Annotated in this window: 16 protein-coding genes, 1 tRNA gene and 3 pseudogenes; 9 read left to right on the top strand and 11 right to left on the bottom strand. The window is 46.5% G+C overall.

What is annotated here, in order from left to right; translation table 11 throughout:
• The first annotated feature begins 309 nt into the window (after positions 1-309).
• Positions 310-1,242 (top strand): alpha/beta hydrolase family protein, encoded by a 933-nt coding sequence (locus ASL14_RS18635; protein ID WP_134912994.1) that lies wholly within the window; start codon positions 310-312, stop codon positions 1,240-1,242.
• Between the two features lie 108 nt (positions 1,243-1,350).
• On the opposite strand, the gene ASL14_RS18630 is transcribed toward ASL14_RS18635, so the two are convergent.
• Complete coding sequence (locus ASL14_RS18630; protein WP_134912993.1) at positions 1,351-1,965, bottom strand: TetR/AcrR family transcriptional regulator; 615 nt, start codon at positions 1,963-1,965, stop codon at positions 1,351-1,353.
• Positions 1,966-2,160: 195 nt separating this feature from the next.
• On the opposite strand from ASL14_RS18630, the gene ASL14_RS18625 reads away from it, so the two are divergent.
• Together ASL14_RS18625 and ASL14_RS18620 are read left to right on the top strand one after the other, a co-directional pair.
• Positions 2,161-2,445: a hypothetical protein gene (locus ASL14_RS18625; protein WP_134912992.1), complete on the top strand. Its 285-nt coding sequence runs from the start codon at positions 2,161-2,163 to the stop codon at positions 2,443-2,445.
• Between the two features lie 226 nt (positions 2,446-2,671).
• Positions 2,672-2,932 (top strand): hypothetical protein, encoded by a 261-nt coding sequence (locus tag ASL14_RS18620; RefSeq protein ID WP_134912991.1) that lies wholly within the window; start codon positions 2,672-2,674, stop codon positions 2,930-2,932.
• On the opposite strand, the pseudogene ASL14_RS29620 reads toward ASL14_RS18620, so the two are convergent.
• From ASL14_RS29620 to ASL14_RS18605, 3 genes and pseudogenes are all read right to left on the bottom strand, one after another.
• A pseudogene (locus ASL14_RS29620) lies at positions 2,886-3,153 on the bottom strand (hypothetical protein). The gene ASL14_RS18620 and the pseudogene ASL14_RS29620 sit on opposite strands and share 47 nt — an antisense overlap.
• Before the next feature lie 170 nt (positions 3,154-3,323).
• The gene (locus tag ASL14_RS18610) at positions 3,324-4,739 is read right to left on the bottom strand and encodes a helix-turn-helix domain-containing protein (RefSeq protein WP_134912990.1); all 1,416 of its coding nucleotides are present in this window, start codon (positions 4,737-4,739) and stop codon (positions 3,324-3,326) included.
• A gap of 128 nt (positions 4,740-4,867) precedes the next feature.
• Positions 4,868-5,836 carry a LacI family DNA-binding transcriptional regulator gene (locus tag ASL14_RS18605; RefSeq protein ID WP_134912989.1) on the bottom strand — a complete coding sequence of 323 codons (969 nt, stop codon included), beginning with the start codon at positions 5,834-5,836 and terminating at the stop codon, positions 4,868-4,870.
• A gap of 189 nt (positions 5,837-6,025) precedes the next feature.
• On the opposite strand from ASL14_RS18605, the gene ASL14_RS18600 reads away from it, so the two are divergent.
• The gene (locus tag ASL14_RS18600) at positions 6,026-7,369 is read left to right on the top strand and encodes a 6-phospho-beta-glucosidase (protein WP_134912988.1); all 1,344 of its coding nucleotides are present in this window, start codon (positions 6,026-6,028) and stop codon (positions 7,367-7,369) included.
• A gap of 227 nt (positions 7,370-7,596) precedes the next feature.
• On the top strand, positions 7,597-7,908 hold the full coding sequence (locus ASL14_RS18595; RefSeq protein WP_134912987.1) for a LysM peptidoglycan-binding domain-containing protein: 312 nt from the start codon (positions 7,597-7,599) through the stop codon (positions 7,906-7,908).
• A gap of 244 nt (positions 7,909-8,152) precedes the next feature.
• Here the strand turns inward: ASL14_RS18595 and ASL14_RS18590 are convergent.
• Positions 8,153-8,226: transfer RNA gene (locus tag ASL14_RS18590), tRNA-Arg, on the bottom strand.
• Positions 8,227-8,402: 176 nt separating this feature from the next.
• Between ASL14_RS18590 and ASL14_RS18585 the strand changes: the two genes are divergently transcribed.
• The gene (locus tag ASL14_RS18585; RefSeq protein WP_134912986.1) at positions 8,403-8,696 is read left to right on the top strand and encodes a magnetosome magnetite crystal formation protein family; all 294 of its coding nucleotides are present in this window, start codon (positions 8,403-8,405) and stop codon (positions 8,694-8,696) included.
• 303 nt (positions 8,697-8,999) lie between these two features.
• Here ASL14_RS18585 and ASL14_RS18580 read toward each other — a convergent pair whose 3' ends face one another.
• On the bottom strand, positions 9,000-9,359 hold the full coding sequence (locus ASL14_RS18580; RefSeq protein ID WP_134912985.1) for a hypothetical protein: 360 nt from the start codon (positions 9,357-9,359) through the stop codon (positions 9,000-9,002).
• Positions 9,360-9,523: 164 nt separating this feature from the next.
• On the opposite strand from ASL14_RS18580, the gene asnB reads away from it, so the two are divergent.
• Entirely contained in the window at positions 9,524-11,368 is a 1,845-nt protein-coding gene (asnB, locus tag ASL14_RS18575) for an asparagine synthase (glutamine-hydrolyzing) (protein WP_134912984.1), read from the top strand.
• Positions 11,369-11,524: 156 nt separating this feature from the next.
• On the opposite strand, the gene ASL14_RS18570 is transcribed toward asnB, so the two are convergent.
• From ASL14_RS18570 to ASL14_RS18560, 3 genes are all read right to left on the bottom strand, one after another.
• Positions 11,525-12,157: an XTP/dITP diphosphatase gene (locus tag ASL14_RS18570; RefSeq protein ID WP_134912983.1), complete on the bottom strand. Its 633-nt coding sequence runs from the start codon at positions 12,155-12,157 to the stop codon at positions 11,525-11,527.
• Positions 12,157-12,918, bottom strand: coding sequence for a ribonuclease PH (gene rph / locus ASL14_RS18565; RefSeq protein ID WP_134912982.1), 762 nt, complete (start codon positions 12,916-12,918; stop codon positions 12,157-12,159). Before rph ends, ASL14_RS18570 begins: the two co-directional genes overlap by 1 nt.
• A 93-nt stretch (positions 12,919-13,011) precedes the next feature.
• Positions 13,012-14,070, bottom strand: coding sequence for a GerMN domain-containing protein (locus tag ASL14_RS18560; RefSeq protein WP_134912981.1), 1,059 nt, complete (start codon positions 14,068-14,070; stop codon positions 13,012-13,014).
• Positions 14,071-14,196: 126 nt separating this feature from the next.
• Between ASL14_RS18560 and ASL14_RS18555 the strand changes: the two are divergent.
• Both ASL14_RS18555 and ASL14_RS29105 read left to right on the top strand, forming a co-directional pair.
• Positions 14,197-14,776 (top strand): annotated as a pseudogene (locus ASL14_RS18555) (phosphatidylglycerophosphatase A family protein).
• Between the two features lie 67 nt (positions 14,777-14,843).
• Positions 14,844-14,969: a hypothetical protein gene (locus ASL14_RS29105; RefSeq protein WP_257721116.1), complete on the top strand. Its 126-nt coding sequence runs from the start codon at positions 14,844-14,846 to the stop codon at positions 14,967-14,969.
• Positions 14,970-15,064: 95 nt separating this feature from the next.
• Here the strand turns inward: ASL14_RS29105 and ASL14_RS18545 are convergent, their stop codons facing one another.
• Together ASL14_RS18545 and ASL14_RS18540 are read right to left on the bottom strand one after the other, a co-directional pair.
• On the bottom strand, positions 15,065-15,850 hold the full coding sequence (locus ASL14_RS18545) for an SDR family NAD(P)-dependent oxidoreductase (RefSeq protein ID WP_134912980.1): 786 nt from the start codon (positions 15,848-15,850) through the stop codon (positions 15,065-15,067).
• Positions 15,851-15,957: 107 nt separating this feature from the next.
• Positions 15,958-16,592 (bottom strand): annotated as a pseudogene (locus ASL14_RS18540) (TetR/AcrR family transcriptional regulator).
• Positions 16,593-16,665 lie beyond the last annotated feature (73 nt).

Raw genomic sequence — 16,665 nt, 5'->3', positions numbered from 1 at the left:
AAATTAACCATTTCAGGCATTTTATTTATTCGTATCTTCGGAAATTGACGTAACATCATCTTCCAGCTAATAGTAACGAAAAATGATCAGGTAGGTGTGGTTTTTCTCCGGTACTTGATAAACCTCACTCATCTCTTCGGAGTGTCCTTTTTCAATCTAAACAGGTAATTATTGAAAACTTGTTGCAAACGGAATTGTGTTCCGTATATAATAGGAACGTTGTTCCACTTAATCTTATCTTTCGAACAACATGGGCAACGTTAGCCACAAATCTTAATATCTCTTTAAAGAAGGGAAGGAACATTTATTATGGAATTCAAGATTGATACACCCTCTCAAATCGTCTCAGTGAAGCAGATAGTGCTATCAGCCCCGGGCCGCGGTGAGGATCTGCGAGTGAAAGTATCCGCGCCGACGACCGGTCGTGACTTACCTATCATTGTTTTCTCACACGGCTCTGGCTCATCGTTGGATGGTTACGGCCCCTTGGTTGACTTCTGGGCTGCACACGGCTTCGTAGTCATACAACCCACCCATCTGGACTCGAGAACAGTGGGTCTCCCCAAGGACGATCCCCGCGTACCTGGGATCTGGCGTTCCCGAGTCGAAGACATGAAGCTTATTCTCGATCAGCTTGATCTTCTAGAATCTGTCGTTCCCGGCCTGAGCGGGCGCCTTGACCGAAGCCGCATCGCCACAGCCGGACACTCCTTCGGCGGCCAAACGGCGGGCAATCTTTTGGGCTTGCGAGTTCTCAACCCGGAGACCAAGAAGGAAGAGGACCTGTCCGACTCGCGCATCAAAGCGGGTGTGCTGTTCGCCACCGCCGGGCAAGGTGGGGACAGCCTAACACCGTTCGCGGCCGAGAAAATGCCGCACCTGAACGTGAGCTTCGAGCATATGACCATGCCCTCCCTTGTGATCGTCGGGGACCAAGACTACATCCCGCAAAAGTATCAGCTGACCGTTCGCGGCCCGGAATGGATGGCCGACCCTTACTTCTTAAGCCCGGGAGCCGAGAGTCTACTCACCCTCTTCGGTGCAGAACACTCACTTGGTGGAATCCCAGGTTACGAGGTTAAGGAAACAACGGATGAAAATCCAGAACAAGTCGCTTTGATCCAGCAGGTCACATGGGCGTACCTTCGCCATGCACTCGATATTGAGCATGCCAGCTGGTCGGCAGTGCAAAAGACTTTGTCGGAAAGTGCCAACCCAATTGGTCGACTTGAATCCAAGTGAAGCTCTAAGAAATGCACAGTGCGCTCCCTTACCGCATCGGGCCGGTAAGGGAGCGCACTGTCGATTTCTGATCGGCTCGCGTAGACAATCTTCGAGCACTTGGAGGCGTTAGCGGTTCGCACGGTAGCGCAACCCATCTACGAGCAGAGAAACAATATGTTGCGCATGCACAGTATCGCCGTTGTGTACCGCCGTACAGAGGCTCGCGACCGCCCACAGCAATTCGTCTGGCTCGACATCGGCACGTACCTCACCGGCAGCAGTCGCTGCTTCAAGTAAGATCTTTAGTGCTGGACTTAGTTCCTCTACAAAGCAGACAGGCAACGTCTCGTATGCCGGATCGTTTGAATGTAGAGCCGCCGCGAGTCCGCGTTTAGTCGCTATGAAGTCCAAGTAACGCTGCATCCATCGCTCTAGTGCCTCAACTGATTCATATTTAGCGGCTAAATCTCCAGCAGCATCTGCGCAAGCATCGATCTCCTGACGGAAGACAGCCTCGATCAGGTCCGAGCGCTGTGGAAAATGGCGATATACAGTGCCGACGCCGACGCCGGCCTTCACCGCAATCTCCCGAATTGGAGCGTCTACTCCCGAAGTCGCGAACACAGTCATCGCGGACTGGAGCAAAGCATTAATGTTGCGCTGTGCGTCGGCGCGCACGCTTCGAACAGTGTGGTCGCGTGGCTCCGAGCCATCACTGCGGTCTTCCGTTTTGTCGATCATTAAGTAGCATCCTCCATAAGTTAATCCCCAATTTACAGTAACGGAATTTCTCTGTTACTGTATTCCCGGATAATTATAATATTAATACTAATTTGAATCAACCATATAATCCGATTTCAATACATTGTGTAAGTAGGTTGGTTTCAACCATATTTTCCGAAGATCCCTTATTTGTTAAAGGGGGATTTTGAAAAGATGGAAGAATATTTAGTCACTTTCGCACATCCAAATTTTTATGATAAAATTGCGACTTTTATAGTTCCTAATTTTGATATACAGATGGTTCAGATATTGGAGGATACTGCTCTGACCATAGTGGGTGCAGTAAAATATGTCCAGCCCATGTACTGGGAACTGGATGAACAAGTAAGAATGGATAATCGCGAAGATTTTGATCTTTATATTTTAAATATTTTGGATGAAAATTCTGTTGAAGAAGAGATTTTGTTAGAGTTACAGGGACCTCTTTTTGATAAATAACTAAATGAACAATAAATGAATATTTTTTGTTTTGGATGGAAATTGATTCAGTCGTTTCCACCATGAAATCCAAATACCCAAAAAAATTAATGACAGGACTAAACAAACTAATTTTTAATTATATATTACACACATCACTGTTATATCCCTTTTTTGTATTAAATTGTTTTTATTTTCATGGTAATGTATCATGAATTTTATAACATAATTTTGGAGGTGGTATTGTATGGAGTATAGATTGACTGATACTCACTTATATATACTTGAATATCCTGGAGTTCTTTGCTTTGCCCGTCCGAAATATGAGTATAAGGATTTAGGAGAATTAATGGAAAATAGCTCGCTTTATCATATTTCAACACCAGAAGATTTCGAATCTTTTGACCACACTAAAGTGTCTACTCCCAGTGACGGAGGGAGCTTCTTTTTTGAAGAATTCCTTAATCCGATACTAAAATTAGTAAATGAAATAAAAAGTAAGGATTAAAATCAAACTGATCCCGCATGAAATACTTTCCGTTAATCTTGATCGGCTCAGGCGAAAACTTTTCTACAGCCCCACCATAGTCTATAACCTCTATCAAGTCTTCGCCCAGTGGCTGGACGACACACACTCTTACCTGACTTAATGCAGCTACAAACAGTTCGATATCCGACTGTAATCACTTTATATGTATATGCTTCATAATGATCACTTCGATAATTCATTCGGTGAACGGTTTGGTAATTCCTTCAACAAAAAATCCTCGCCGACCAGTTAAGGTTAGCGGGGATTTCATTTGTTCCTATCCGTTTAAAATCCTCCATGTTGTACAAGAGGTTGAATACCATCATCATGATTATGCGACTGCACTGGTACAGTTAGAATAAACAAAAAGCTACTCGCAACGATTAGCAGTACCATTTTTTTTAACATTATTTAACCACACCTTTTCAATGAGATTGAAAAAACCTGCTTTGGTTTCAGGAAATGCATGGGCTTGGAAACGCACAAACAAACCCATACAATTTATAAAATATGTCTCATTATTTAGTATATTCGCTTTTATCGATGCATTCATCAAATGTTTAAAGCCATCACTGTACATCCCCTGATGTAAATAATAGTAGGCCATTTCGTAACCAAACCACGCGAAATAATCCGGCATCACTTGTTGAACATAAATATCACCCAATGACGGTTGATGTGAAAAAGACTCAATCTCTGTTTCGAACTGTTTAAGTATATCATTTACATCTAGCTGATATCGGTTAGCCGTTATCATAATGTTCAGCAGTTGAGTAACCCTATCTTCTTGAGTTGTATCTGACGATGCATCAATATAGTTAAGATATTCGTATAGCACACTCACATCTCCAGATAAAAGCTTATTCACAATAACATTAGCTTTTGCCCAATGTCTGAACAAGTTAACCCAGTGTCGGGTATCCTCGTCCGTCTCTTTGACCCAATCTAAATTAGCGTAGGCGTATGTATATTGTAGAGCTTGCTGATAATCGCCTTGGGCTTCATAGACACCTGCACACAACAGGTCAGCATAAGCAATGTATCCAAATAACGGACCCCTTGTTTTCTTTTCATGCTCTCTGGGCTTTCGTTTCTCCTGATGCTTTATTGAATACTGGATTTTCGCTTTCTCCTTCATTATGCGAGCTGTCTTATCAACTTTGTCCCATTGACGCAAAGACCTGTACACGTTAGCCAAATCCTTCAATGCATCCAGTTGATCTATTTCATCCAGACGTTCGACAAAGGGCTCAAATAGCGTAGCTGCCCTGAGATTTCGGTTCTGATCGTCTCCAACCTGAATCGTAAACATACGATACTGACATATGGTCAAGCGTTCAGAATGCTGGTATTTCTCCGCTTCCGCAACCCCCTCAAAAAGCAGCAACGCAGCAGCGTGCCGACCTTGTGCGAATAATTTTTCCGCTGCATCAAATAGCTTCGGGGAATATAGCAGCTTGTCCATGATATGACCAACTATACGCTGAATCGCTTCCAGCTTATCCAGCTCAGCACAGCGATACAATACCGGTTCAATTCGCCGCCAATCCGGGGAACGTTCGATGATGTAATGATCTATGTATCGTTCGTAAAAAGAGCCTTCGGGTAATCCCATAGCCAGCGTGATTCGATCAAGCTGATGTATAGCAACAGGACGATGCTTAAGAATCCAATTATTAAGTGTTCTTTGATGAACACCTGAACACTCGGCAAATTGTGCCAACGTCAAGTCATTTTGCTTTAGATATTCTTCCAACTCCGCTAAAATCGTAGGTGTATGTTCCAAGTCACAACCACCCTTCATACAAAAATCCAAATTTTATAATCTTCTTTCAGATTATTGTCCAAATATTGGCATGTGTCAATATACTTTTTCTTGATATTCGCATATCAAACCAAAGCCCTTTCCCCAAATCAGGTAGTCGCTCGCTCCACTAATTTAAACTCCAAATGATGTAACGTTTCATCCAGCCCTTCAAGGGTATTGCGAATCATAATGAACGCGTTCTCAGCTTGTTTATCAATCGGGTAATGAATCGTTGTTAAATCCAGCAAATGCGAAATTTCTGTGTTATCAAATCCGACCACCGCAAATTGATCCGGCACAGAAACGTCGAGCCTGCGTGCTTCGGTCAGCAGCCCTGCTGCCAAATAATCTGTAGAACAAGCGAAGGCATCCGGTTTGTCCGTTTGTTCTATCCACCAATGGGCGATATTTTCACCGGCTTCAATGGTATTCAAATTATAAAAGTGCGGGAATACCTCAGCGTCCAAATCATATTTTTCACAAAAATCACGGTAAGCCCGAATGCGTTCCTTCGTATTAAGCCCCCGCATATTGCCATACACATTTACAATTCTCCGGTATCCTCTGGCATACAAATGCTCCAGCGCCAGCGTATAGCCCTGATACTGATCCATAAATACAGAAGGAATTGCCTCTATGCTCACACGCTGCCATGTCACAATCGGACCATATTTGGTATAATGCTCGATCACACTCCACTCATTGACGCGAATCATACAAACCAAGGCATCCAACTGCTTTCTTCGCAACATTTCCAGTGCTTCAAGCTCCCGCTCCTTATCCCCATTCGTAATAAAAAGCGCTATATTAAAGCCATGCTCCTGAGCATACATCGTAAAACCACGCACAAATAAATTCAATGAATCATTAAAAGAAATTGAAATAATTCCTATGAGCTTTGTCATGCCCGTTTTTAAAGAAATCGCATTCAAATTAGGAACGTAATCCAGTCGGTCTATGACCTCCTGTACACGCTGTCTTGTCGGTTCACTCACATACGGATGGTTATTAATGACACGGGACACCGTTGCCGAGGATACACCCGCAAGCTTTGCAATTTCATGAATATTCGCCATAGTCCTCACCTCGTTCTTTCTATTTTAGCATGTTCGTGTTTAGCATGTTCGTGGTGCCCGACCCTATAATTGTCACCTTCCCAAAATAAGTTTTTTAAAAGCGCTTGACCTGTAATGCATTACAGAGATTACAGTGAAATAGAAGCTTAAGAAAGCGGTTTAAAAAAATGTACTCAGGAGGCAACAATCATGAAAAAAGGCTTAAAGATTGCAACTATCGGCGGCGGCTCCAGCTATACTCCGGAATTAGTGGAAGGCTTCATCAAACGTTATGCAGAGCTTCCCATTCGGGAATTGTGGCTGGTAGACATTGAGGCAGGACGCGAAAAGCTGGAGATCGTGGGAGCCATGGCTAAACGGATGGTGAAGGCAGCAGGCATTGATTGTGAAGTGCATTTGACGCTGGATCGCCGGGAAGCCTTGGTTGATGCCGATTTTGTAACGACTCAATTTCGGGTAGGCTTGCTTGAAGCCCGGATTAAAGATGAAAGTATTCCGTTAAAACACGGTATGATCGGTCAGGAAACCAACGGTGCCGGAGGAATGTTCAAAGCCTTCCGCACCATTCCTGTCATCCTGAGCATTGTTGAAGATATGAAAGAACTATGTCCGAATGCGTGGCTTATCAATTTCACCAACCCTGCGGGTATGGTCACCGAAGCCGTACTTCGTTATGGTCAGTGGGACAAAGTGATTGGATTATGTAATGTTCCAATCGGCGCGATCAAGAGTGCATCGGCTGTACTGGACAAACCGGAAGAAGAGCTGTTCTTTAAATTTGCAGGAATTAACCATCTGCACTGGCACAAGGTATACGACAAGACAGGCACCGAACTAACAGAGCAAGTAATCGAAGGACTGTACTCGCCTGGCGCAAAACCGGAGAAAGTCGTTGAAAATATTAAGAACATGCGCTTCCTGTATGATCAAGTGCGTCATTTGAAAATGCTGCCTTGTCCATACCATCGTTATTACTATATGACCGATAACATGCTGAAGGAAGAACTAGAGGAAGCCAAAAATGAAGGAACTCGGGGTCAAGTCGTCAAACGTCTGGAAGAAAGCCTGTTTGAACTGTATAAAGATCCGAATCTGGATTACAAACCGGAGGAACTATCCAAACGCGGCGGTGCGCATTACAGCGATGCAGCCTGTGAAATTATTAATTCCATCTATAACAACAAAGGCACCCTGATGGTGGTTAGTACACGTAACAATGGTGCAATTGATGATGTTCCTTATGACAGCGCGATTGAAATTACCAGTGTGATTCGCGCACATGGTGCAGAACCCGTAAACTTTGGCAAATTCTCGCCTGCACAGCGCGGTTTACTGCAAGTGATGAAGGCGATGGAAGAGTTGACGATTGAAGCGGCAGTAACGGGTGACTACGCAACAGCTCTGCAAGCCTTCACCCTGAATCCGCTCGTACCAAGCGGTGACATCGCCCAAACGGTGCTGGATGAATTGCTAGAAGCGCATAAAGAGCATTTGCCACAATTTTTTGCGCATAAGGCGAAAGCAACAGTATAAAACAAAAGTGAAGCTTTTTTTCTACCATTTTAGTGGTATATCACGTTCTAAGTTCGAAGTTTTTGAATCCTGCAAGCAAAAAAGAGGCCGCGTCGGACGTCCGACGGAGGCCTCTTAGTGTTTTATTCTTCTCCCTCAGCATATTAATTTTTTAACTTATTGTGACATTTCCCCCTTGGCAAACATACATTGATTTTGTTAAAAACATTTTCGAGGAGGAAGCAACTATGAGTCACACAGTTCGACCCGGCGAGTCCCTGTATTTGATTGCCCAAATGTATCATGTCGATTGGAGGGACATTGCCAATGCTAACGGGATTATGTCGCCTTACAACATTTACCCGGGCCAAGTTTTGATCATTCCGGGAGGAGGATCACCTAAGGGGGGAACATGTCATCATCATGTTGTACAAAAGGGAGAGTCACTCCATATAATTGCTACGTATTACGGCACGACATGGCAAACGCTTGCGGCGATGAATCATATCAAAAATCCTGATCTCATTAACCCAGGCCTATTATTGAAGATTCCTTGTTAATGATCATTTCTTAAATAACTGCATCACAGTATGTGAAAAAAAATAACACCAGCATATAAGTGGCTGCACTAGTACAGATGATCTTCTGCTTCTAGGCAGCCCTTATTGCTTCCCTATTTCTGCCTTCACAAACGCCCCTTTTAGCGTTCAATAGCATAGTTGGTATACTTTTACACTCTTGTAGCTGTTCTCATCCCACTGGAACACAAAAAGCTTCCTAACATGTAGGAAGCTTTTTGCTGTACGTCCCAGGAGGGATTCGAACCCCCGACCGACGGCTTAGAAGGCCGTTGCTCTATCCAGCTGAGCTACTGGGACAAAATGGTATTCGTTGGAACCTTATGTATTCAGCGCATTGATTATTATATCATATTTTTGCTAACTGTCAAAAGCATTTTTTTATCGTACAAGTAAACAGGCTGCAAAAGGAATCATTTGGACGCTGACGGGGTATTATGTACAAAAGGCCATGCTACGAAGGAGGTATAAAATCCGTGAGAGGTCTACTGTCATCACTTTGTTATTTCAGTATTTTTTTCGCCCCTTTTCTGTTGCCTGTCATTGTGTGGATTGCAGTACGGGACGAGTATGTTCAGGGACATGCAAAAAAGGCTATTTTATCGCACATTTTCCCTATTATCGCGGCGATTCCGCTATTGTATTTTATTGCAACGGCGAATCATGCAGGTTCTGTAATCGGGTTTGTGCTGCTATTCGCTGTGGTCTATCTCGGGGTATTTGTCTACAACATCTACAAAGGTATCATGACGCTCCGTGAAGCCGCATAAATCTGAAGAAGAAGCCTCCTTTTATTCCGCGAGTTAAGCGGGAAACGGAGGCTTCTTTAAAAATTTTCAATATACAAATTTATTTATTTATTTATTACCAAAGCGTTTAGGACTTCTCCGTACCTCGTGTCTTACGTTTTTCTCCAGCATTTCTTCCGCGAACTCATTGTTATGAATATAACTGCTGCCTTTATTTTTTTATACTTCGCTTTGCTGTCTATGATTTCCCCCTCCTTTCACGCTGATTCGGCGATGGCGCCGGAGCCCAAATCAACAGAAGCCGAGGAATAGCACACCATATCCTCATGCCCCGAACTCCTTGGCAAACTCTGTACTGAGCTGCCCATAGGAGAGCAATTCCCTTTTAAACTTTTCTCGTTCTTCCCCAGCCGTAATGTGTGTGGAGTCGGTAAAAGCCTTGTCCGTCACTTCCTCAAACGCGGAATGCAGATTATTATCGTACCAATCCAGCGCCAAATCGGCGTCATTACGAATGATGCGTACCACGTCATAGCCTTCCTGACGATCCTGCTGATTGGTGGCGGTGATGTAGACCAGCAGTTCCGGGTCATCTGCCGCACCGGGTCGCACCTCTACCTCAGCGCAGCGCACTCCGTCAAGTTCGGTGAAGCGGCGTATTTTAGCATCCTTGATGTAGTACATTTGCCTTCCTCCTTCCTTGCGAATACACGGGTTGCCCCATTTGTAGTTTTCGGAACGGACAGACATTTTATGCTCCTTTTCGGCATATATACTGATGAACTGGGGATTTAGTTTTTGTTTCATCCCAACACTGGATGAACACGACAAAGAGAGGATGAACAGACATGTGCGGAATTACTGGTTTCATACAGTGGAACGGAGACCTAATGCATCAATCGGAGCTGCTGCTCAATATGACGCAAACGCTCTCCGATCGCGGACCGGATGCTGCAGGCACCTGGATATCCAACCCGTGTGCCTTCGGACACAGAAGACTGAGCGTCATGGACCCGGAAAACGGCGCTCAACCCATGATCCGGCAGCTTGAGGATATCACTTATACGATTGTATATAACGGGGAAATATATAACGCGCCTGAGCTGAAAAAAGAGCTGCAACAGCGAGGGCATTTTTTCCGGACACAATGCGACACAGAGGTATTGCTCGAAGCCTACATTGAGTGGGGCCCGGATTGTGTGGATCGGCTGAACGGCATTTTTGCCTTTGCGGTCTGGGACAGTGAGCGAGAGCAGGTGTTTCTGGCACGCGATCGGCTGGGAGTGAAGCCGTTATTTTACAGCCAAACCGGAGATGTATTCGTATTTGGCTCGGAGCCCAAAGCGCTGCTTCAGCACCCTGCGGTAGAAGCCGCAGTCGACGCCGAGGGCTTGGCTGAAATTTTTATTATTGGTCCTGCACGCACCCCCGGACACGGCGTCTATTCGTCCATGAAGGAGTTACGCCCCGGACATACGCTAACGTACAGCCGCGACGGTGTGCGCATTCAAGCCTACTGGAAGCTGGAAAGCTTTGCGCATGAGGATAACACCGAAGAAACAGCACTCAAGGTACGCGAGCTGTTGCTGGATACGGTGGAGCGGCAACTGATTTCAGACGTTCCGGTATGCACTTTGCTGTCGGGCGGTCTGGATTCAAGCGCACTGTCAGCGCTGGCTGTCGATTATTACAAGCGTACCGGACAGGGACAAGTTCATACGTATTCGGTCGATTATGTGGATAACGACAAGCATTTTAAAGCCCATGCGTTCCAGCCCGGCGCCGATGCTCCCTGGATTCAGCGGATGGTCGATGAGTTAGGCACGAACCATCACTGGATCCAATTCGATACGCCCGAGGTCGTAGCAGCGCTGAACAACTCCACGCTAACGCGGGATTTGCCCGGTATGGCGGATGTGGATTCGTCGCTGTATCTCTTTTGCCGGGAGATTAAAAAAGGAGCCACTGTCGCCATTTCCGGTGAAGCGGCGGATGAAGTGTTTGGCGGATATCCGTGGTTCCATCGTGAAGAAATGCTCAATTCGGATACGTTCCCGTGGGCAGTCGCTCCCGACATGAGAGCAAGTCTGCTGTCTCCCGAGGTGCGGGACTGGATCAAGCCCTTGGAGTATTTGAACGACCGATACTCGGAAGCGGTAGGAGAAGTGCCGAAGCTGCCGGGGGAAACAGGTAAAGCTGCGCAAATGCGCGTCATGTCCTATCTGAACATCACCCGCTTTATGCCTACTCTGCTGGACCGTAAGGATCGGATGAGTATGGGGGCCGGACTGGAAGTGCGGGTGCCGTATTGCGACCATCGACTGGTGCAGTATGTATGGAACATCCCGTGGAGTATTAAAATGACGGGCGGACGTGAAAAAGGTATTTTGCGCAAGGCGCTGGAGGGTGTACTGCCGGATGATGTGCTGTATCGCAAAAAAAGCCCGTATCCCAAAACGCATAACCCTTCCTATCTTGCTGCTGTGAAAAAACAGGCGCTGGATCTATTGGATGATTCCTCCTCCCCACTGCTGAAGCTGATTGATGCCCAAAAAGTGCGGGATATCGCGGCCTCACCGGAGGCATCTACCAACCTGCCCTGGTTCGGTCAACTGATGTCAGGACCTCAATTGTTCGCGTATTTGGCTCAAGTGGATAACTGGCTGCGCACTTACAAGGTAGCGATTCGGTAAGGATTAGCCAATAGCTAAGTAGCAGGCTTCGAGGCAAAGAACGGCGATTGGTTCGTTGTGTACGAAACAATGTGAATGTCAAAAAGGCTATCCGCAGCTCATGGCTGGCGGATAGCCTTTTGATCGTTATGTGTCTGGCCTGTTACTTATATCAAACTATGCCTGCGGATTCCCCAGCTTGTTCGCCAAGTCCCGCAATGCTACACCACGATGGCTGATGGCTTGCTTTTGTTCCAGCGTCAGCTCGGCCATCGTCTTTTCAAACTCCGGCAAATAAAACAACGGGTCATAGCCGAATCCCCCGCTGCCTGCGGTTTCCGTTGTAATCCAGCCCTCCACCGAGCCGGTCGATTCCAAGGCCTCCCCTGTCTGCGGATTATACAGAATCAAGGTACAGACGAATTGAGCCGGGCTTAGCAAAGGCTGTCCGGTATCATCACCAAGCTGCTTCGATTCCAGAACGTCGAGCAGCTTGATATTGTTTTCGTGATCGCTGGCGCCTTCCCCAGCATAACGGGCCGAGTATACGCCCGGCGCTCCGTCCAGCAAATCCACGCACAGGCCGGAATCATCAGCCAGCACAGGCAATCCGAGCACATCTCCGACCGCTTTGGCCTTTTTCAGCGCATTCTCGGCAAAGGTTTTACCATCCTCAACGACATCAGGAATATCGGGGTAGTCGTACATGCTTTTGACTTCCTTGCCAAACGGAGCAAAGGCATGTGCGAACTCCCGCACCTTCCCTTTATTCTTCGTAGCGACAATAACAACCGGACCCTCCAATAGCATCAGGCCCCAGCCCCCGCACGTCCTGCTCCGATCTTGTCTGCAATCGGTCCGAGCACCTCTTTTTGACGCTCGATCATTTGCAGAATTCCTTGTTCACCCAGGCTGAGCAGTTGATCCAGCTCATGACGGTCGAACGGACTTTCTTCACCCGTACCTTGCAGCTCGACATACTTGCCGCCACCCGTCATCACGAGGTTCATGTCTACCTTGGCCTTCGAATCCTCTTCATAGTTCAGATCCAGCAGCGCCTTGCCACCAACAACCCCCACGCTGACGGATGCCAGAAAATCGGTAATTGGAAAAACAGGCAGCTTGTGCTGGACTGCAATTTTATTTACAGCAATCGCCAGCGCTACGAAAGAACCGGTAATTGAGGTCGTGCGTGTGCCGCCATCCGCCTGAATCACGTCACAGTCGAGCGTAATTGTCCGCTCACCCAGCGCCTGCAAATTCACAACCGAACGCAGCGCTCTTCCGATCAGACGTTGAATTTCCATCGTCCGGCCTGTCAGCTTCCCACGTGCAGCTTCTCGCTGATTACGCGTATGGGTCGCCCTCGGAAGCATGGAATACTCTGCCGTTACCCAGCCCTTTCCTTGTCCCTTCATAAAGGGTGGAACGCGTTCTTCCACGGTAGCCGTACAGATGACTTTCGTCTCGCCAACCTCTATAAAAACAGAACCCTCCGCATACTTATTTACTCCTGCTGTCAATTTCATTGGGCGCAGCTCATCACCGTTTCGTCCGTTAGATCTACTCATGCTTTTTCCTCCTACGTCGTATGCAACCTGTTCTTATACATTTATTCTACCAAAGTGTGCAGGCAAAAGCACCCCAAGGACGATTCGCCGCCCTTAAAGAGGAATTTCGTTAATATGCTGCGGCTTGGCTACAGGTTCTCCATAATTCTGATTATTTTGTCCAATCACGCTTTTTTCACCGTTCAGTTCAATTCGAATTTTAGTTTTAACCACATCCTCTGAATTATCTGCCGCCGTCAGCACGACCGATTCCAGAAACTCGGCAGGCACCGCTTCTCCCTTGGCAAACATGTCATCCGAGAGCGATACCGTAATCACGTTATCTTTGGAGCGTTCCACAGATTTCAGAGCCGTCTCCCCTGTCATGACTTCCTGTAATCCGTCCTGGGTCTGCGGACCCTGGATCAACTGATGCAGCGCGGACTGAACACGATCTTTTTCCGGGCTGACCAACCGTGTTACAGGCACATAATATTGAACTCCGGCAGGAGAAGATGATGAAAAATATACTGTGACCGGACTGGAATCCAGCGGCGTTACGCCATGACCAACCTCCAGATTAATGCCTACTGCGCGGGTCAACGGATGATCCAGCGGTGTGCCGCCAACAGGCATTTCATTCAGCTTTTTGCCATCCACCCAGATTTGTACACTTTGAATATCGGGACGGTCAGTCAAGGTCCAGGTCAAGCTCTCCATCAATTTGCGTTCTTCCTGTGGCTTGTAGCTGCCGAACGATTTGTTGAATTCGACGACTGCCAGCTTGTTATTCTTGTCCACCGTTACACTCTTCACTTCCGTACCTTGTGGCAGCACGCCCTTAAAGCCTTCTGGCAATAACCCGGCATACGGTCCGCCCTCAACCAGCGTTTCCAGCGCCGACTTGGCATCCGCCTGCACATCACCTGTAGCAATCGGCAAAGATACCGGAGCCAGTAGACCGTTATGATCCTGTAAAAATACAGCTCTCAACTGTCCGGTGCTGACGGGAGCTTTTCCTGTCACCGCCTTAATCATGGACTGCTCCGTCGTGGATGGCGGGGGATCAATAGATGCCGATTCATTGCCGAAAAGACTGCATCCGGACAACAACAACGGCAGGGACAGCAGCCCTACTACAGACGTTACGCGCAATGGATGTTTTATGTTCATAAATGAAGTTCCTCCCTAACAATTTGTACAGATTGTACTAATATGTATACAAGCCTCGCGTAAAAAATAACTACTTTTTCATCCGACTGGACACACTGGTCATAATTGCAGTAGAAATCAGGAACGATACGAGGAGGGAAACTTCAACTTTATGGACAAGAAAAAGTGCCTTATAGCCTGAACAGTAAAAAAGTAGCCGATGCGACCCGCGAATGGCTGCACAAGCGTGGTGTAAACATTACAGAGATCGCAGAGCTGGTCATGCTTTTACAAAAAAATATTATCCGAATTTAACGATGGAAGAATGTATGGAGAATGTGGAAAAGGTGCTGATGAAGCGCGAAGTCCAAAATGCGGTGCTCACAGGCATCCAACTGGATATCCTTGCCGAGCAAGGCGCCCTTCTTCCCCATTGCAGGATATGATTGAAAATGATGAAGGGCTATACGGAGTGGATGAAATTTTGGCTTTTTCCATTGTGAATGTATACGGCAGCATTGGATTTACGAATTACGGTTATGTCGATAAGCTTAAACCGGGTGTGCTGGAACGGCTGAACGATAAAAGTCTGGGGCCGATCCATACGTTTCTGGACGATATTGTCGGCGCTATCGCAGCTTCGGCCAGCAGTCGTATCGCCCATCGCAAACAGGCAGAGCGCGAACAGGAGCTTGGGGAGGAAAGCGCCCCGGATACGACTCGTTAATTAACGACACGTTAGATAACGACGGTTAGAATAGAACAGATATATGCAGGTAAGAGGAGAACAAGACATGGCAAACGTGACCGAAGGATATACATTCCGCACGATGAAGGCTGATGATTATGATCAGGCTATTGCACTGTGGAATGGGATTTTACCATATTCCATAGGGCTGGAGTCGCGTCTGTGCGCTTGACCTGTATATAAGCAAAAATGCCGGGTCTGATCTTCAAATGAGAAGCAATCAGACCCGGCGCATGGGGAAAACTAATGTGATTTATACAATCTGATTTAATTTTTTGGGCGCAGTGTACGTTCTACAATTCCCAGCATGGATTGACGAGAGAAGAACCGGGACACCTGAGCTACCCAATAGTTTTGGCGACCGGAAATGATGTGACTACGCCCCTTTTCAAATGCTCTCAGCGCGTTCTTCACAACGGTTTGGGGAGTTTCCCTAATTCCAACTGACGCTTCACTTGCGCCAACAATATCAAAAAATGGCGTTTCTGTTGAGCCTGGACAAAGGGCCAGAACTTTAAGCCCCCGTTTCCGATTTTCGGCCCATAGCGCTTCAGTAAAAGAAAGCACAAATGCTTTGGTTGCTCCATACACCGCCATATACGGATCGGGCTGAAATGCGGCTGTGGAAGAAACATTGATTAATCCGCCATCCCGGTTACGCAATAAATCAGGCATAAATGCATGTGTGATATCGACTAAAGCAGCCACATTGAGGATGACTTCCTCATGCTGCCGTTCTCCTGAAACCTGTTCAAAGTATCCATAGGTGGCAAAGCCTGCGTTGTTAATTAAGAGATCCACCTTTAGTTGATGTTTTTGAACCTCCTGATGTAATGTTTGCGGTGCTCCTATCGCGGAAAGATCAAGTGCGATGACTGTTGTCTTTACATTGTATTTAGCAGAAAGCTCTTTAGCCAACGCCTTCAACTTCGTTTCATTACGTGCCACCAAAATGAGATTGCATTTTTGAGCTGCCAACGAATAGGCAAAGGCTTCGCCAATACCGGATGATGCACCTGTGATCAGAGCTGTTTTGTTTGCGTACATAAACATGATTATAAACCTCCATAGTATCGTTGTTTTATTTCAGAAACATTGTTACCATTGTTCCAAAATGAACTGAAGTCACCTATTATGACGACCTCAGTACACCTTATATCTTAAGATTGGCATGAGGATGTTTTAAATGCTGCGAGCGTATTCCTCAGTGTAAATGCATACACCCCTTGAGCCATATCTACTTCAAAATGACCTGCAAACTGAAGATGTATGACTCCATGTAAAGCAGACCAAAACATCCGGACAACCAGCAGCGGATCATGTTCTTCCAGTTCACCCTGCTCCATAGCGTGTATGACGGTTTCCAGAATTCGAGATAGGGCCGTAGTCGTGCCCTCCAGACTCTGTTCATCCGGTTTAAAATCAGATAAAGCCCCGCCAAACATCATTTTGTAATAGGCTGAATGAAGCTGTGCAAATTGCCAATACGCCCAACTTAGGGCTTCCAGATCAGCGAGTACGTTATCGGTGCTTGGAACTTGTTGAAAGGTTTCGGCCAATAGCCGACATCCATCCAGGTACATCTCATTGGCGAGACCATCCTTGCTGCCGAAATACTGTAAATAATCTTGGTGGAACAGCTTAATTTCTGGGCAACTCGTCGTACAGTCACAGCCTCTGGCCCTTCTTCCGCAAGAAGGATGCATGCCGCATCAATGACATTTTTACGTAGCAATTGCTGCTGCTGTAGCTTCACTTCCGAATAGGTTTTATAGGGATGCGATGGCTCGGACATTTTTAATGCACTTCCTTACTATTTTTAACATAGAGTTTGAGCGTGATCTTTTCGGAAACAACGTTACCAACAA

Origin of the sequence: Paenibacillus sp. IHB B 3084 (genome assembly GCF_001447315.1) — a bacterium.
GTDB lineage: Bacteria > Bacillota > Bacilli > Paenibacillales > Paenibacillaceae > Paenibacillus.
This window is presented reverse-complemented; position numbering and strand designations above follow the sequence as displayed.

What these genes read in the sequence shown, in the direction of transcription:
- ASL14_RS18635 (WP_134912994.1), top strand. Translation starts at nt 310, where the DNA reads ATGGAATTCAAGATTGATACACCCTCTCAAATCGTCTCAGTGAAGCAG.
- ASL14_RS18630 (WP_134912993.1), bottom strand. Translation starts at nt 1,965, where the DNA reads ATGATCGACAAAACGGAAGACCGCAGTGATGGCTCGGAGCCACGCGAC.
- ASL14_RS18625 (WP_134912992.1), top strand. Translation starts at nt 2,161, where the DNA reads ATGGAAGAATATTTAGTCACTTTCGCACATCCAAATTTTTATGATAAA.
- ASL14_RS18620 (WP_134912991.1), top strand. Translation starts at nt 2,672, where the DNA reads ATGGAGTATAGATTGACTGATACTCACTTATATATACTTGAATATCCT.
- ASL14_RS18605 (WP_134912989.1), bottom strand. Translation starts at nt 5,836, where the DNA reads ATGGCGAATATTCATGAAATTGCAAAGCTTGCGGGTGTATCCTCGGCA.
- ASL14_RS18600 (WP_134912988.1), top strand. Translation starts at nt 6,026, where the DNA reads ATGAAAAAAGGCTTAAAGATTGCAACTATCGGCGGCGGCTCCAGCTAT.
- ASL14_RS18595 (WP_134912987.1), top strand. Translation starts at nt 7,597, where the DNA reads ATGAGTCACACAGTTCGACCCGGCGAGTCCCTGTATTTGATTGCCCAA.
- ASL14_RS18580 (WP_134912985.1), bottom strand. Translation starts at nt 9,359, where the DNA reads ATGTACTACATCAAGGATGCTAAAATACGCCGCTTCACCGAACTTGAC.
- asnB (WP_134912984.1), top strand. Translation starts at nt 9,524, where the DNA reads ATGTGCGGAATTACTGGTTTCATACAGTGGAACGGAGACCTAATGCAT.
- ASL14_RS18570 (WP_134912983.1), bottom strand. Translation starts at nt 12,157, where the DNA reads ATGCTATTGGAGGGTCCGGTTGTTATTGTCGCTACGAAGAATAAAGGG.
- rph (WP_134912982.1), bottom strand. Translation starts at nt 12,918, where the DNA reads ATGAGTAGATCTAACGGACGAAACGGTGATGAGCTGCGCCCAATGAAA.
- ASL14_RS18560 (WP_134912981.1), bottom strand. Translation starts at nt 14,070, where the DNA reads ATGAACATAAAACATCCATTGCGCGTAACGTCTGTAGTAGGGCTGCTG.
- ASL14_RS29105 (WP_257721116.1), top strand. Translation starts at nt 14,844, where the DNA reads ATGGCAAACGTGACCGAAGGATATACATTCCGCACGATGAAGGCTGAT.
- ASL14_RS18545 (WP_134912980.1), bottom strand. Translation starts at nt 15,850, where the DNA reads ATGTTTATGTACGCAAACAAAACAGCTCTGATCACAGGTGCATCATCC.